The organism is Lactiplantibacillus plantarum (assembly GCF_014131735.1).
GTDB lineage: Bacteria > Bacillota > Bacilli > Lactobacillales > Lactobacillaceae > Lactiplantibacillus > Lactiplantibacillus plantarum.
The window spans coordinates 1,592,563-1,607,057 of record NZ_CP039121.1; the positions used below are offsets into that span (position 1 = coordinate 1,592,563).

Below are 14,495 nucleotides of genomic sequence, written 5' to 3' on the forward strand. Positions count from 1 at the left end.
CGCTAAAAAGGGGATGACAGCATGCATTGGTTATGGGTAATGATTGTTGGCGCGGCGGTTGGTGCTTTTGCAGGTGCTATCATGAGCCCCAGTCAATCGCGGGGTTGGATCGGTCACATTATTGCTGGCGTTCTTGGGGCACTCATTGGTGAAGGTGTGCTGGGGCCGATGGGGCCTGAGTTAGCCGGAATGACTGTGATACCAGCCGCAATCGGTGCAATTGCCGTCGTTCTGATAATGATGTTCGTGGTTCAGTGGGCACGGGTTCGACGGTCAAAACACAATTGAACAGTGCCAATTGACAGCCTGGCTGTTACGCTCGGCATCAAAAAATGTTAAACATCACCCTAAACAAGCCCCACAGGTGACTTCGAGGTACTAGCTTACTCGAAGTTGTTTTTGTGTGCGCCGATGGGGGCTCTCATTTGAAGTGGCGTAATCATAAAAAAACGGATGGTGATTTTGATCACCATCCGTTTGCGCCGTGCCCACGACAAATTTTAATCGTCAGATTTCTTCTTCATTTTATCCTTAGCTTCATCCACGACGCCCTTAACAGTTTCTTCTGCGTCAGCTAATTTGTCCTTAGCTTTGCCCATTAAGGATTGTGTTTTGCCCTGGGCTTCACGTGCACGGTCCCCGGTTACTTTACCTTCGACTTCTTTGGCCTTGCCGCTCAACTGGTCCTTCTTGCTATCGAACTTCTTGTTAACATCACTCATAAAAAGCGCCTCCTAATATAAGAATTAACCTTAGTTTGCGATAAGTGATGACAAAACGCAACCAATATGCACAATGCTCATAACCACTCGGTCAGAAAGGCAATCAGTAGGGCAGCAAAGTTGATCAGCCAAATTTGTTGTCGCTGGGGGAGCATGATTGTCGGATGATGTGTCAAAACGATCGTGTTCAACAAAACCATTAAAATAATCAGGGCGCTGAGCCCGTAATTTGTAGCGATCAACAGATGGTCGCTGGCAATGCCGGCCCAATGAGTCAGGGCAAAAATCAAGTTTAAAAAACACGCAATTAAGATACTATGGCGTAGATACTTTAACGTGGTCATCAATGGTAACCTCCCTTAGAAATAATCATGCTGATGGTTTCTAAGAAAAAATACACCATTGCCAGGCTAACGGCGTGCACCGAGTTTTATTTGGATAGTAACGGAACTAAGCGCATTTTGACCAGTCCGAAAGCCGTGGCACATTAATAATGGTTACCCTCAAAAACGGATAGGGGGTGTGATTTATAGGTTTAAATCAGTATCGTAATTCAACGGTGACATATCGGTGCTTTTAGTTATCAGGTCAGCGGCGAGAGCTTGCATTGTGTTCAAGGCCTGGTCAGCGGCTTTTTGATTGGCTTTGGTCAGTGCCATAGCGAGTTCGTCGCCAGTCAAAGCGGCAACTTGCTGATCCGTGACAATAATGTGGTGACCAAGTTGAATCGCCAATTCCTTTTGTACTGTTTGTAATTCCCCGTGTAGTTCATGGTAGTGGGCGTCGACTAGGATACCGACGTGCTTGAAAATCCAGTATGCTGAGGTAGCATCGTATTTTTCTGTAGCAACTTGATAAGCTGCTGGAGTGGTCGTAGCACCGGCATAGAATGGAACGTAGACACTTTCAGCGGCTACACCCATCGCCAGCCAGTGAATCCCACTCAGCGTGACGGGAAGGTCCGGTCGCAATTGTAAGACGTGTGATTCTTGCGTCTTGGCGAGACTGATGGGCCGATACTGATGTTTCTCCGTAGCAGTGCCCTGGCCGACGGGATCAAACGGTGTGCCTTGATAATGGGACGCTAAGTAGCCTTGGACTTGGTCAATATGAATTAAGCCATCCGCCCGTTGAATGAACGGTAAGTCAAACGACTCAGGCGTCTGGGTGACACTTGGTGTAAAGCATCTTTGACCATACCAAACGCGAGGCGTGTTGTAATATCGATCAGAAAGGTCGGCCGTACCGAAGACTTCCCGGAAATTCAGTCCATTGTCCATTGAAGCTAACTGATTGTCTAATACAAAATTACGAATGTCTTTAGCATAAAGATAATTGTCATGGTCACTAAAGTCGATTTCTTGGATTGCAAGCTGGTTAGCAACGACTGCATAGGCATCATCCGGGATTCGTTGTGCGACCCAGTAATGACCAGCACCAGTTTCCATGTACCAAACTTCGTTGACATCACTAAAGAGAATCCCGTTAGTTTCGTAGGTGCCGTGTTCTTCAATAATATGCCCGAGACGTTCAACGCCTTCACGAGCAGAATGAATGTACGGTAAGGTGACAGTGACCATTGCTTCTTCACCGATGCCGTCCTTAACATACGGGTCAGCAGCCAGTACGCGTGTATTACAGTAAGCACTTTCAGTAGCACTCATTGCCACGCCGTACTCGTTAATGCCATCCTCCTCGAACAGGCCATATTCGGCAGTCCATTCAGGGGTGGCTGTGTATTTCGCACGAATCTTTGGCAGGGTCATGGTAAAGGGATGAGTTTGATCCTGAGACTTGAAGGTCTGTGGTTCTTCGAATTCGCGGTGCGCGTGGATAATCATTTTTTTCGCCCAAGCGGCGCGTGAATCTTCATTACGGCCAATCATGGTCGAACCATCCGCGCTGGCATTTTTACCCACTAGGATACTAGTGCAGGCGGAATAAGGATTAAACTGATGAGTCAACATATGGGGCCTTCTTTCTCCACGGTACGAGCAGTCAATGGCGGTATCGTGGCATAATCATTTTTGTTAAATTAATTTTAGCATGTTTAGTCATCAATGGGGGTTTTCGGTTTGTGCTTCTGATTAGTTTTGCAAGGTAGCCTTAATTGGTCAGCGTGCTGGGCATTAGAAAAGAACCGTTAAATCAACAACGTCGTGGCTTGCAAAATAGAAAAGATTAAAGTAAGATTAAAACATTCGAAAATAGTGAATTAAGATAGGAGCGTGGCCTCATGCCAATCGTACACATTGATCTAATTGCTGGTCGTTCACAAGAACAACTTAAAAACTTGGTGAAAGATGTTACTGACGTGGTCAGCAAGAATACCGGTGCACCAGCAGAACACATTCACGTGATTTTAAGTGAGATGCAGAAAAATCGCTATAGTGTTGGTGGTGTCTTAAAGAGCGACGAAGAAGCAGAATAGGTTGTTCATTGCCGGACCGGTCGAATATGACGTGGCCGGCTTTTTTTAAAAGTTTAGAAGGTAGGTTAAACTGTGAACGAACAAATTAAGACGGATGCATTAAATTCGGCGCACCATTTAATGGTCGGGGGCGTCGATACATTGACCCTTGCAAAAAAATATCAAACACCGCTGTATGTCTATGATACCGGTGCAATTCGTGCCGAAATCGCAGCATTCAAGCAAGTTTTTGAAGAAAACCACGTGGACTATCAAATCAGTTATGCTAGTAAGGCGTTTGCAACGGTCGCGATGTATCAATTGATCGCCCAAGAACACATTCATTGTGATGTGGTTTCTGGTGGTGAATTGTATACCGCCCAACAAGCAGATTTCCCAATGGCCGCCGTCTCGTTTCACGGTAATAACAAGTCACTGGCCGAGCTAACCATGGCCTTAGATGCCGGTGTTGGTACCATCGTGGTCGATAATTTCGGTGAACTACGACAACTGACGACGTTGACGACGCAACGGCAACAGCCGACCACGATTATGTTGCGGATTGCCCCAGGGATCTCAGCGCATACGCATGATTACATTTCAACTGGTCAGGCCGATTCTAAGTTTGGATTTGATTTGGACAGTGGGCAAGCAGACCAGGCTATCAAAGCCGCGCAAGCCGCACCATATTTGAAACTGGTTGGGATTCATTGTCACATTGGGTCACAGATTTTTGAAGTGAATGGTTTTGAGATGATTGTTGATAAGCTCGTTAGTGAGTTTGCTCGCTGGCAACGCGAACTTGATTTTTACCCACAGATCATGAATGTGGGGGGGGGGTTTGGCGTGAAGTACACTGCCGAAGATCATCCGCTGCAGCCAACCGATTTTGTCGATGCAATTATTAAGGAAACGCGCGCGCAAACTGCAGCCCAACAAGTTCCAATGTTAGAAATCTGGATCGAGCCTGGACGCTCGTTAGTCGCTACCGCTGGGATGACCCTGTATACGATTGGCGATGAGAAGGATATTCCGGGCATTCGGAAGTATTTGTCTGTTGACGGAGGTATGGGTGATAATATTCGGCCAGCTTTATATCAGGCCAAGTATGAAGCGGTATTAGCCAAGAATCCGGCCTTACCAGCTGAACAGGTAGCCTCGATTGCTGGTAAATACTGTGAGTCAGGTGATATGTTGATCTGGAATCAGCAATTACCGGCCACTGCACCAGGCGACGTGTTAGCGGTCCTAGATACCGGTGCATACGGTTATTCGATGGCTAGCAACTACAATCGGAATCCACGACCTGCCGTTGTTTTTTGTGAACAGGGACATAGTCAACTTGTTGTGCAGCGTGAAAGCTATGCTGACTTAACACGGCTGGACCTCCCACTCTCAGTGCCGGAGAAAACCAAGTAGATTAGTCACCCAAAAGCATTTCAAGAGTTAGGCTCTTGAAATGCTTTTTTAGGTCTGCTGCTGTCGTCGAAGGGCTTGTGGCAACGTTTGACTAGGATCAGTGCTAAAATGGGCAGTATGAATTTATTAGTTACGGTATACTTATCATTGAAGGATGTTAATGGCTGCTATGAAGTCATTACGCTGGTCTGAAGATGGCTAGCAGGGGTGCCAGCATGTGGCGTGGGATTTCCAAGTGACCGGTTGCATACTGGCCCTAATTTTTTTGTTAAATCTATCCGCTTTGCTTGCGTTAGGCGTGAAGTTTGTTAAAATTTGATAGTTAAAGTCTTCGACGGTGACGATGGTCAATAAGGTCCCAATAGATAATTAACGATTTAAATAACCGGTGGGGGAGTTGTTAAAATGTTTAAAAAATGGCTAACTTGGCCAGTATTCTATGAGCTGACAGAAATTTATACGGCACCACTTAATATCATGTGGTTTGTTCTCGGAAGCGCCATTGCGCAGTATCACTTAGGTACGGTGAATTGGCTTAACGTGACGCTGTGTTTAGTTAGCGTATTTATTTTTGATTTAGCCGTCAATGTTTCTGATAATTATTATGATTATCGGCATGCTCGTGATCGGGAAGGCTATGCGCAGAAGACGAATCCGATTGGTCGCTTGCAGTTACCCGTAGCGGGTGTCGGCCGCTTAGCATTGGGATTGTACCTGATTTCATTGATTCCCGGAATCTGGCTTGTCATGCGGACTGGGTGGTTAGTGCTCGTCCTTGGATTAGTTGGCTATGTGATTGGTATTTTTTACACAGCTGGGCCCTATCCAATCAACGCGACCCCGCTGTGTGAGACGGTCGTGGCGTTAGCAATTGCATTTTTAATTGAATTGACCTGTGTGGTCGTATCGACGTATGGACAGCATCCGTTGACTTGGTCGATCGTTGGAACGACTTTCTTACTATGTTTACCACTGACCCTGATTTTCTTTTGCCTACAACTGGCTAATAACACAGCGGACCGTGATGAAGATATTTTGAATCATCGCTACACCTTGGCCTACTACCTTGGTAAACCAGGTTCGGTACGGCTGATTCAAGCGTTTTTAGTTATTGGTGGCATTTGGCCGCTCGTGAACGTCTTACTGGGACTAGCACCCATTGTTACGATTTGGGTCGTACTCTTACTACCAATTATGTGGCAAGGTATGCGCCCGTTCTTTGAGGTGCAAGATAAAAAGAAGACGTTTATTACGACGGTCAAGAGTGCCTCGCTGTTCTTCATTCTATACCCAGTGCTATTTGTTTTAGGGACTTGGTTGTAACGAATTAGTAAAGCTCACTTAATTTTTCGCACTTATCGTGGTTATTTTTATGAAAGTGGACTATATTATTACCAGTTTATAAAATAGGGGTAAGCAGGATGGAAACAGAACAGCGACAGCAACGAAGAATTGCGGTGTATCACTTAATTGTCACACTTTTGACACTCTGGTCAGCAGTTAACGTGATCCTATTATCGTTTCATATCGGTGATTGGCACGTTGAAACCCGCATCAGTAACGGCTTATTAGTCATGTTTGCGGTGGACTACTTTGTGCGCCTAATTCGTTCTCGAGATCGGAAGACTTTTCTCATTCATTCAGCGTTCGATTTGATGGGGATTATTCCCATGCACCCGGTGTTTGCACTCTTTCGACTTGGGCGTTTGGCACGGATGGTCCAATATCACCATTTGTTCTGGAAGCTCGGACTGGATGGTAAGTGGACGCACGATTTTCACCGCTTTATCTATAGCACCGGGTTTATCTACCTGTTTTCAATTAGTATTGCGATTATTGTTCTTAGTGCGTTGCTCTTTTCCGTTTTCGAGCATCAAAGCCTGTCAGATTCACTGTGGTGGGCCATCACAACGGCGACTACCGTGGGTTATGGTGACGATACGCCCCATACTGCCGTTGGCAAAGTGATCGCGGTCGGGCTGATGTTCGGTGGGATTGGTTTTATTGGTTTGTTAACGAGTACGATTACTGACTTCTTCACAACGCAAGCCAGTCAGAATGTCACGATCGAGGAACCACAGCATGATGACGAGCTGCGACAACTACTGATTAAAATTGACACGTTGACGACGAAGGTCGATCATTTACAAAATCAAGTTAAACGTTTAGAAAAATCAGGCTACAAAAAACAACATTGAATTTTCGGACCGTTGGATGCCCTTAATGGGGCGCAGCGGTCCGTTTTGCTATGCTATAATAACGGTAACAAATTCGAAACGGTGGTGGTGAGATGGGACAAGCAATAACACGGTGGGTCTGGCTACCAGCCCCAATTGTGACCCGTCAATCAACGTTTAAAATTCATGTGGGGGATTTACAGCGGCATCCAGTGCCATTACGTGCCGCACAGTGGTATCAATTTGAGCAGTCACGAACAAAGCTAATCTGCTCGGTGCCAATCACAACGACTCAGTATGCGGCCGTTACGCACTTAGCAGCTCAGCGGCTTAAAGCTGGTCAAGCGGGAATGTTACCAGCACCCGAGCAGCCCGTGATGACCCGGGGGACGACGATTACATTCACAATGTAAAGCGGCGTGATGACAGTTACTTACTGTAAAGATACTTTGTGAATGGTACTTGACGGTTGGGGGGCACGATGCTCACGTGTTATATTCAGGCTAATCAAATTGCCGCGAGGTCGCGAATTCACGAGGAAGTGATTTTTCGATGAAAACACGCTATCAGTTACAAGTCAAGTACGACGGAATCAGATCGTTAACACGTTGCCGCGTGTTGGCAATCATCATTGCGAGTTTTACGGGTTGGCTGACCGGGTGCGAGTTAGCGCAGGCCGCCACGGTGCCGACTATGATGCAAACTTACCATCCTTGGTCCGTACGGGGGCTGAATCTAGAAAGCTTGCGTTTGCTGGTGGCAACGACCGTCTTAGGGCTAGTCTGTTGGGGCCTAGCCGCTTACTTAAAACCTAAGGCCAGTGAGACTGAGTAAACAAACGATTGTTGTCTGACCCTTGATAGGGGGCGGATGATAATCTTTTTTTCGTACCACTTATGTGGCACTGAGCGGTGTCGTTCAATGTGGGAGCGCGTATCCATTCCCAACGTGCACTAGCACGCCACGGACCTCGCGCGCAGCAGGTGAGCTGAGGAAAATGATGGCGACCAGCAAGGCAAGTTTGGTGGTCGCGTTCACAATTTAAAATGATCCCAGCTTGTTGATTCGCTGTTAGCAATTGGTTGAATGAACCGGTGATTTTTTTAATTTACATCTTATTAATTAAAAAATTGATTAGCGCTAAAGCTAGGGCTATGCTGGTAAAGACGGGTAGTTGTAAACAAAAATATGGGCGCAAGGACTTGCATAGAAATTAAAATATGATTAAAATAAGTCTTATTAAATTAATGGAGGCTTGCGAATGATTAGTCAAAACCATCGTTTGGATCAGCAACTTATTGAACGTGAAGACCATTATATGGCGACGGCGGCACGAATCAATTACTATGATTTAGTTATTGACCATGCTCACGGGGCCCTGCTTACCGATGTTGATGGCAACCAATACATCGATTTGTTAGCCAGTGCTTCGGCCATTAACGTGGGCCATACGCACCCTCGCGTTGTTAAGGCCATTCAGGAACAGGCAGCCAAGTTGATTCATTACACGCCAGCATATTTTCATCATCAACCGGAACAACGATTGGCTGAGCGACTGGCAAAATCAGCTCCCGGCACTGATAATGAGGTGGTTTTTGGTAACTCTGGTTCGGATGCCAATGATGCCATTATTAAATTTGCACGGGCCTATACTAACCGACAATACATAGTCGCCTATACGGATGCCTATCATGGTTCAACGTATGGCTCAATGTCACTCTCAGGAGTTAGCCTGAATATGGTCCGTAAGATGGGACCGTTGCTACCTGGGATCGTGCACGTCCCGTATCCTGATTGTTATCGTACGTTGCCGCATGAGACGGAACATGAACTTGCATTACGCTATTTTGAAGCGTTCAAGGCACCATTTGACTCATACTTACCAGCGGAGGAAACCGCGTGCGTCATTATTGAACCGATTCAAGGTGATGGCGGTATCCGCAAGGCACCAGCAGAGTATGTCCAATTAGTCTATGACTTTTGTCACCAGCACGGTATCTTATTTGCCGTCGACGAGGTCAATCAAGGGATGGGACGAACCGGGAAGATGTGGAGCATTCAAAACTTCCCGGGAATCCGACCGGACTTAATGTCCGTTGGCAAATCACTGGCTTCGGGATTACCACTTAGTGCAGTGATCGGTCGCCGTGAAGTGATGGAGAGTCTAGCAGCGCCGGCGCACACCTTTACGACGGCGGCCAATCCGGTTTGTTGTGCGGCGGCGCTGGCGACAATCGACGTTCTAGCAGATGAACAGTTGGTTGCCCGTTCCGCCAATTATGGCCGCTATGCCAAGGAACAGTTTTTAGCGCTTCAACAACGCCATCCTAAAATTGGGCAGGTACGGATGTACGGGCTGAACGGGGGCATTGAATTGGTGACAGACCGGCAGAGTCAGCAACCTGATCCTGATTTTGCCAGTGACGTCATTTATGCCGCTTTTGAACGGGGTGTCGTCATGATAACGCTCAAAGGAAATATTTTGCGGTTCCAACCACCACTAGTCATCACGAAGACGCAATTAGATACTGCGTTAACCGTATTAGATGAGGCAATGGCTGCTGCTGAACAGGGTCTGGTTAAACGGCCCCGAGGCAAGATTGGTTGGTAAAATAAGGAGGATTTTGATGCAACGGTTATTAAAACGGTTAACTTTAAAGGAAGATCCAAGCATATATGAAGACAAAGATTCTCACCTAGCTCGAGTATTGACGGTCAAGGACTTCTTGGCTTTAGGGGTGGGGACGATTGTTTCAACGTCAATTTTTACATTACCCGGAGTGGTGGCTGCGAACCATGCGGGCCCTGCGGTAGTCTTCTCATTCATCGTCGCAGCCATCGTTGCCGGCCTGGTTGCATTTGCTTATGCTGAAATGGCGGCGGCGATGCCGTTTGCCGGTTCCGCTTATTCGTGGATCAACGTAATGTTCGGTGAATTCTTTGGTTGGATCGCTGGTTGGGCGTTGCTTGCGGAGTACTTTATTGCGTTGGCATTCGTCGGTTCAGGACTGTCCGCCAATCTGCGGGGGCTCTTGTCACCATTAGGACTAACTCTACCGAAGGCTTTGTCAAATACGTTTGGGACTGATGGTGGCGTGGTCGACCTGATTGCCGTCTTGGTGATTGCGCTGGTCTCGTTACTGCTCTCACGTGGAATCAGTAAGGCCTCCCGGGTCGAAAACGTGTTAGTGGTGTTGAAAGTGTTAGCCGTACTCACGTTTATCGTCGTGGGTGCGACGGCGATCCACGTGCAAAACTACGTCCCGTTTATCCCCAAGTACCATTTAAACGCTGATGGTAGTGCTTTTGGGGGCTGGCAAGGAATTTATGCCGGGGTATCGATGATTTTCTTAGCTTATATTGGGTTTGATTCGATTGCCGCTAATTCAGCAGAAGCTAAGAATCCTGGCAAAACAATGCCACGAGGAATTCTTGGTTCACTCGTCATTGCGGTGGTGCTCTTTGTGGCTGTTGCTTTGGTCTTAGTCGGTATGTTCAAATATTCATCATATGCTAATAACGCCGAACCAGTCGGCTGGGCATTACGACAAGCTGGCCATCCGATTGTTGCCAGTGTTATTCAGGCCATTGCCGTGCTGGGAATGTTTACTGCGCTGATTGGGATGACTTTAGCAGGGTCACGGCTAATTTATTCCTTTGGGCGTGATGGTATGTTACCTAAGTGGCTTGGCAAGTTACATCATAATCAACCTAATAACGCGCTACTTGTGTTAACAATCGTTGCTATTATCATTGGGGCGTTTTGCCCGTTTGCTTTTCTGGCCCAATTGATTTCAGCGGGAACCCTGATTGCCTTCATGTTTGTCTCGCTGGGAATCTATGCTTTGCGGCGTCGTGAAGGTGTTGATATTGCGGTACCAGCCTTTAAGATGCCGTTCTATCCAGTTTTACCAGCTATTGCCTTTCTAGGCGCACTGTTCGTTTTTATGGGCTTAGATATCCAGGCAAAATTATACGCGGGCGTGTGGTTCATCGTCGGCTTAGTGATCTACTTTAGCTATGGTATGCGTCACTCATATTTGGCTGAAAAACGTCTGTCTAAGACTGATACTGCGGCTAAATCAGCTTCGAAGGTGGCTGATTCGACCGTTGAAGAGCGTGACTGAACTTAGCTAACGCAAGCCCTTGATAGTTGAACAACAACTAAAATGGCACTTCCAGAATTGAATTTTATCTGGAAGTGCCATTTTTGAGTGGTGATTACGAGCTAGTGTAAAGTCCGAAAATTAATAGTGATGCGCAGTCAGCAACTTAAGATACAACTGACGACTACTTGCATCCGAACTTATTCCGCAATTGCAAAATAATCGTTCAAGTAACGAGCAACACCGTTTTGATCATTATTATAGGCCGTTACATCGTCAGCCGTTGCTTTGATCTTGTCAGTACCATTGGCCATTGCCACACCGAGACCCGCGTATGCTAACATCTCGAGGTCGTTATGTTCGTCACCAAAGGCGATGATATTGCGCCGTGAAATTTGAAAGTAATCCGCTAAGTAGGCGACACCCTTGGCTTTGTGGACGCCTTTGGAGGTAATCTCGAGGATGGCATTCGGGCCGCCCCAAACACCAACGTCAACTTGATCGCCAAAGCGTTCAGTGATCCAGTCAATGATGGCAGCCTGCCGATCAAGCTGGACTAGCAAGACGAGGGAATTCGGATTACGAGTCAACGTATCTGGTGTAAGTCGGGGGCTGTCAGCAATCTCTGGGAAGAATTGACCAGCAATCAAATCTTGACCCGCTGTCATGGTACTGTTTTTATTTTCTGCAATAATTTCATTGATCCCCAATTGTTCGCGATATTTAACGAGTGCTAAGACAATCGCTTTGTTGATCGTGAACTGATATTCTGAGGCCCATGTTTGGTGAGGTAAATGGCCCAGAGAACCGTTAAAGTTGATCATTGGGCTTTTGAGACGCAGCTGGTCATAGATCGCTTGTGAACCCTGATATGAGCGACCAGTAATAATGCTAACAATGTGACCCGCTGCTTGTAGTCGTTGCATCGTTTGGATCGTCGCTGAATTGAGTTTGGATTCAGCATTCAAAGTGGTTCCGTCTAAGTCTAACGCAATTAGTTTTCTTTCCATATTCAACAAACATCTCCCATATTTCCGGCAGTTAATTAATTTAATTTAGCATAAATCTCACCTAATTGCGAATCTTTGCTACCTTACAGTCGGGGCAAAATGTGGTAATCTAATTGAGGATGCTTTTTAATTGAGGAGGAAATTTGGGTGCAATTACCAGCAGAATTTATTCAAAAATATCAACGACTACTAGGCGATCAAGCGCCCGCTTTTTTGGCAGCTTTCGATGGCCCTGTTGAAAAAGGGTTTCGGATTAATCCGAACAAGACTGTGACGGCCACGATGCGCGCCAAGATGACAGCACCCGTTCCGTATAGCCCAATTGGGTATTATGGCAAGGTGAACGGCAATGCGCTGGAACACTTGGCTGGTGCCGTCTACAGTCAAGAACCAAGTGCCATGACCGTTGGCGAGTTTGCAAAACCAGAACCTGGTGAACGAGTGTTAGACTTATGTGCGGCACCGGGTGGCAAAACGACGCATCTGTTAAGCTACTTGCATCAGACCGGTCTACTCGTGACAAATGAGATCAATCGGCAACGGGTGACCGCCCTTGGCGATAATGTGGAACGCTACGGCGCCCGCAATACAGTGATTACCAACGATACACCCGCCGCCCTTGCCAAGGAATTGCCAGGCTTTTTTGACCGGATCTTGGTGGATGCGCCGTGTTCGGGTGAAGGGATGTTTCGTAAGGATCATGACGCAGTTCAGTATTGGACGCCCGACTATCCAGCGGCGTGTGCTGAACGCCAACGGGAGATTTTGACGGAAGCGGTCAAGATGTTGCGTCCGGGTGGACATTTGATTTATTCGACCTGTACCTTTGCACCGGAAGAGGACGAACAGATGATGGCCTGGCTGTTAAAAACTTATCCTGAGTTTGAGCTGGAGCCACTGGCCAAGACGGCTGGGATGGTCGATGCAAAGCCGGAATGGGCGGATGGCAATCCTGAACTGGCTAAAGCGGCCCGGTTATTTCCGCACTTGATGCGCGGTGAGGGTCACTTTATTGCCAAATTGGTCTATCATGGCACGACGGTGGGCAAGGACAAAAAAGTGGTTCGCGAACAGTTAAACGCCACGCAACGGCAGCTATGGACGGACTTTTTAAAAAAACAAGCAATGGCCGGTTTACCACAGCTCGTGTTACAGGCACATGGTGATCAGTTATACGGCGTGCCAGCGATGATGCCCGTTACGCGAAAGCTCAAGGTCTTTCGCCCCGGGATTTTATTGGGAACGTTTAAGAAGAAACGGTTTGAACCAAGTTACGCGTTAGCCTTAGCGAGTGATGATTTGTCCTTACCCAAAACTGAAATAACGCGTGAACAGTGGGCATTGTATGTCCATGGTGAGACATTTGAATTGACAAGTGCGCCTGTAGCTGGTTTTCGGGTCTTAACTTGTGATGGGTTGCCAGTTGGGTTTGGAAAAATCGTCGCCAAGACGGTTAAAAATTTCTTTCCTAAGGGCTTACGGTTCTTGGCGACCTCTGAAAACGCGACGCTCTAACCTGACATGATATTGACTAAGTCATAACGTCCGCGTGCGATTGACGCTGAACAGGTGATGAGCAGCGGCCGTCATGAATCATTCGATCCGTGGTAAAATCGGGGGAACGATCTACGCAAGTTGATGGTCAAATGGACCCAATCAATCGTAATATTGGAGGAAGAGTTTATGTATTGCCCAAATTGTGGGAAAAAGAATGATATTGACGCGTTATTTTGTGAAAATTGTGGTGCGCGGCTGATTATCCCAGCCAGTTCAGCGCAACCAACACCGGCGTCAGCTGTAAGTTCTGCTGCTCAATCCACGTCGTCAACGGCTGCTTCAGAAGCACCGAGCGCCAGTACATCGATTTCGGCTGCACCGACTGCACCTGAACCTGGCACCCGTTCAGCGCAACATGCGCGTCAAAATGCGCAACCACGTTCAACGTCAAAACTGTCTTGGGTTATTTTGATCGTGGTATTAGCCGTGGCACTTGGTGGTGGCTATTACTGGCTGGAACATCAGCGTCAGAGTAATTCGACGGCAACAACGACGGCCAAATCTTCGTCGCGCACTGCTACATCGGAAAAAGCCGAGTCGTCATCATCGTCCAAGGCATCTGCTAGTACGGCAACTCAGACGGCATTGTGGTCGACAACCAAGTCGAGCGAGTTAGCCTCGTTTATGTCGTCATGGCAAGATACCATGAACCAATCGTACGAGGGGACTTATGATGGTCAGTCGGTAACTATTGGTGAGTTGAATTTACCTTCAGACATCAAAAACAATCAGTACCAAGATAAGATTACGGTCAATGGTGACACAGTCAAGCTCAAGTGGACGACGGCTGCTGATACCGATGCGAAGTACCAGGTCGTTGCCGCGGCCACTGATCCGAACGCGTCTAGTGGCGTGATTACGTATCTGTATGTTTTCCATAATGGTTCGCCAGACGTTCTGGTCTCGCAAGACAGTGCCACTGCCACAACGTTTAACTTCACTAGTTCACAAAATACGGATTTACAAGATGGCTTTGCAAAGATTGCCAATGCGGATTAATAACTGAATTATTCGAAATCGTGTGTTTATGCTAAGTCGGCCTGAACACACGATTTTTTTGCGCCAATATTCGACCAGAAAATGGCGTATTGGCG

The 14,495-nt window shown here is 47.1% G+C and carries 15 protein-coding genes; 11 read left to right on the forward strand and 4 right to left on the reverse strand.

Annotated features, from left to right (window positions below; all coding sequences use genetic code 11):
- Positions 1 to 21 precede the first annotated feature (21 nt).
- Entirely contained in the window at positions 22 to 288 is a 267-nt protein-coding gene (locus E5260_RS07370; protein WP_003640446.1) for a GlsB/YeaQ/YmgE family stress response membrane protein, read from the forward strand.
- Between the two features lie 212 nt (positions 289 to 500).
- On the opposite strand, the gene E5260_RS07375 is transcribed toward E5260_RS07370, so the two are convergent.
- From E5260_RS07375 to E5260_RS07385, 3 genes are all read right to left on the reverse strand, one after another.
- Complete coding sequence (locus E5260_RS07375; protein WP_003640447.1) at positions 501 to 722, reverse strand: CsbD family protein; 222 nt, start codon at positions 720 to 722, stop codon at positions 501 to 503.
- 77 nt (positions 723 to 799) lie between these two features.
- Positions 800 to 1,066 carry a hypothetical protein gene (locus tag E5260_RS07380; protein ID WP_003640448.1) on the reverse strand — a complete coding sequence of 89 codons (267 nt, stop codon included), beginning with the start codon at positions 1,064 to 1,066 and terminating at the stop codon, positions 800 to 802.
- Positions 1,067 to 1,249: 183 nt separating this feature from the next.
- Positions 1,250 to 2,689, reverse strand: a complete 1,440-nt coding sequence (locus tag E5260_RS07385; RefSeq protein WP_003640449.1) for a C69 family dipeptidase — start codon at positions 2,687 to 2,689, stop codon at positions 1,250 to 1,252.
- A 269-nt stretch (positions 2,690 to 2,958) separates the two neighbouring features.
- Here E5260_RS07385 and E5260_RS07390 point away from each other — a divergent pair, with 269 nt between their 5' ends.
- The 8 genes from E5260_RS07390 (at position 2,959) to E5260_RS07425 (ending at position 10,855) form a co-directional block, all read left to right on the forward strand.
- Complete coding sequence (locus E5260_RS07390) at positions 2,959 to 3,153, forward strand: 2-hydroxymuconate tautomerase (protein ID WP_003640450.1); 195 nt, start codon at positions 2,959 to 2,961, stop codon at positions 3,151 to 3,153.
- 72 nt (positions 3,154 to 3,225) lie between these two features.
- Positions 3,226 to 4,551, forward strand: a complete 1,326-nt coding sequence (lysA, locus tag E5260_RS07395; RefSeq protein WP_003640451.1) for a diaminopimelate decarboxylase — start codon at positions 3,226 to 3,228, stop codon at positions 4,549 to 4,551.
- 405 nt (positions 4,552 to 4,956) lie between these two features.
- Positions 4,957 to 5,874: a prenyltransferase gene (locus E5260_RS07400; protein WP_003640452.1), complete on the forward strand. Its 918-nt coding sequence runs from the start codon at positions 4,957 to 4,959 to the stop codon at positions 5,872 to 5,874.
- Between the two features lie 98 nt (positions 5,875 to 5,972).
- Complete coding sequence (locus tag E5260_RS07405) at positions 5,973 to 6,749, forward strand: potassium channel family protein (protein ID WP_003640453.1); 777 nt, start codon at positions 5,973 to 5,975, stop codon at positions 6,747 to 6,749.
- A gap of 92 nt (positions 6,750 to 6,841) precedes the next feature.
- Positions 6,842 to 7,141 (forward strand): hypothetical protein, encoded by a 300-nt coding sequence (locus E5260_RS07410; protein WP_003640454.1) that lies wholly within the window; start codon positions 6,842 to 6,844, stop codon positions 7,139 to 7,141.
- Positions 7,142 to 7,280: 139 nt separating this feature from the next.
- A complete protein-coding gene (locus tag E5260_RS07415; RefSeq protein ID WP_003640455.1) occupies positions 7,281 to 7,562 on the forward strand; it encodes a hypothetical protein in 282 nt (93 codons plus the stop codon).
- 427 nt (positions 7,563 to 7,989) lie between these two features.
- Positions 7,990 to 9,339, forward strand: coding sequence for an aspartate aminotransferase family protein (locus E5260_RS07420; protein ID WP_003640457.1), 1,350 nt, complete (start codon positions 7,990 to 7,992; stop codon positions 9,337 to 9,339).
- Between the two features lie 16 nt (positions 9,340 to 9,355).
- Positions 9,356 to 10,855 carry an APC family permease gene (locus E5260_RS07425; RefSeq protein ID WP_003640458.1) on the forward strand — a complete coding sequence of 500 codons (1,500 nt, stop codon included), beginning with the start codon at positions 9,356 to 9,358 and terminating at the stop codon, positions 10,853 to 10,855.
- Between the two features lie 179 nt (positions 10,856 to 11,034).
- Here E5260_RS07425 and E5260_RS07430 read toward each other — a convergent pair whose 3' ends face one another.
- A complete protein-coding gene (locus tag E5260_RS07430; protein WP_003640459.1) occupies positions 11,035 to 11,844 on the reverse strand; it encodes a Cof-type HAD-IIB family hydrolase in 810 nt (269 codons plus the stop codon).
- Positions 11,845 to 11,991: 147 nt separating this feature from the next.
- On the opposite strand from E5260_RS07430, the gene E5260_RS07435 reads away from it, so the two are divergent.
- Positions 11,992 to 13,359, forward strand: a complete 1,368-nt coding sequence (locus tag E5260_RS07435; RefSeq protein WP_003640460.1) for an RsmB/NOP family class I SAM-dependent RNA methyltransferase — start codon at positions 11,992 to 11,994, stop codon at positions 13,357 to 13,359.
- Between the two features lie 168 nt (positions 13,360 to 13,527).
- A complete protein-coding gene (locus tag E5260_RS07440) occupies positions 13,528 to 14,400 on the forward strand; it encodes a zinc ribbon domain-containing protein (RefSeq protein WP_011101524.1) in 873 nt (290 codons plus the stop codon).
- The last annotated feature ends 95 nt before the right edge of the window (positions 14,401 to 14,495 follow it).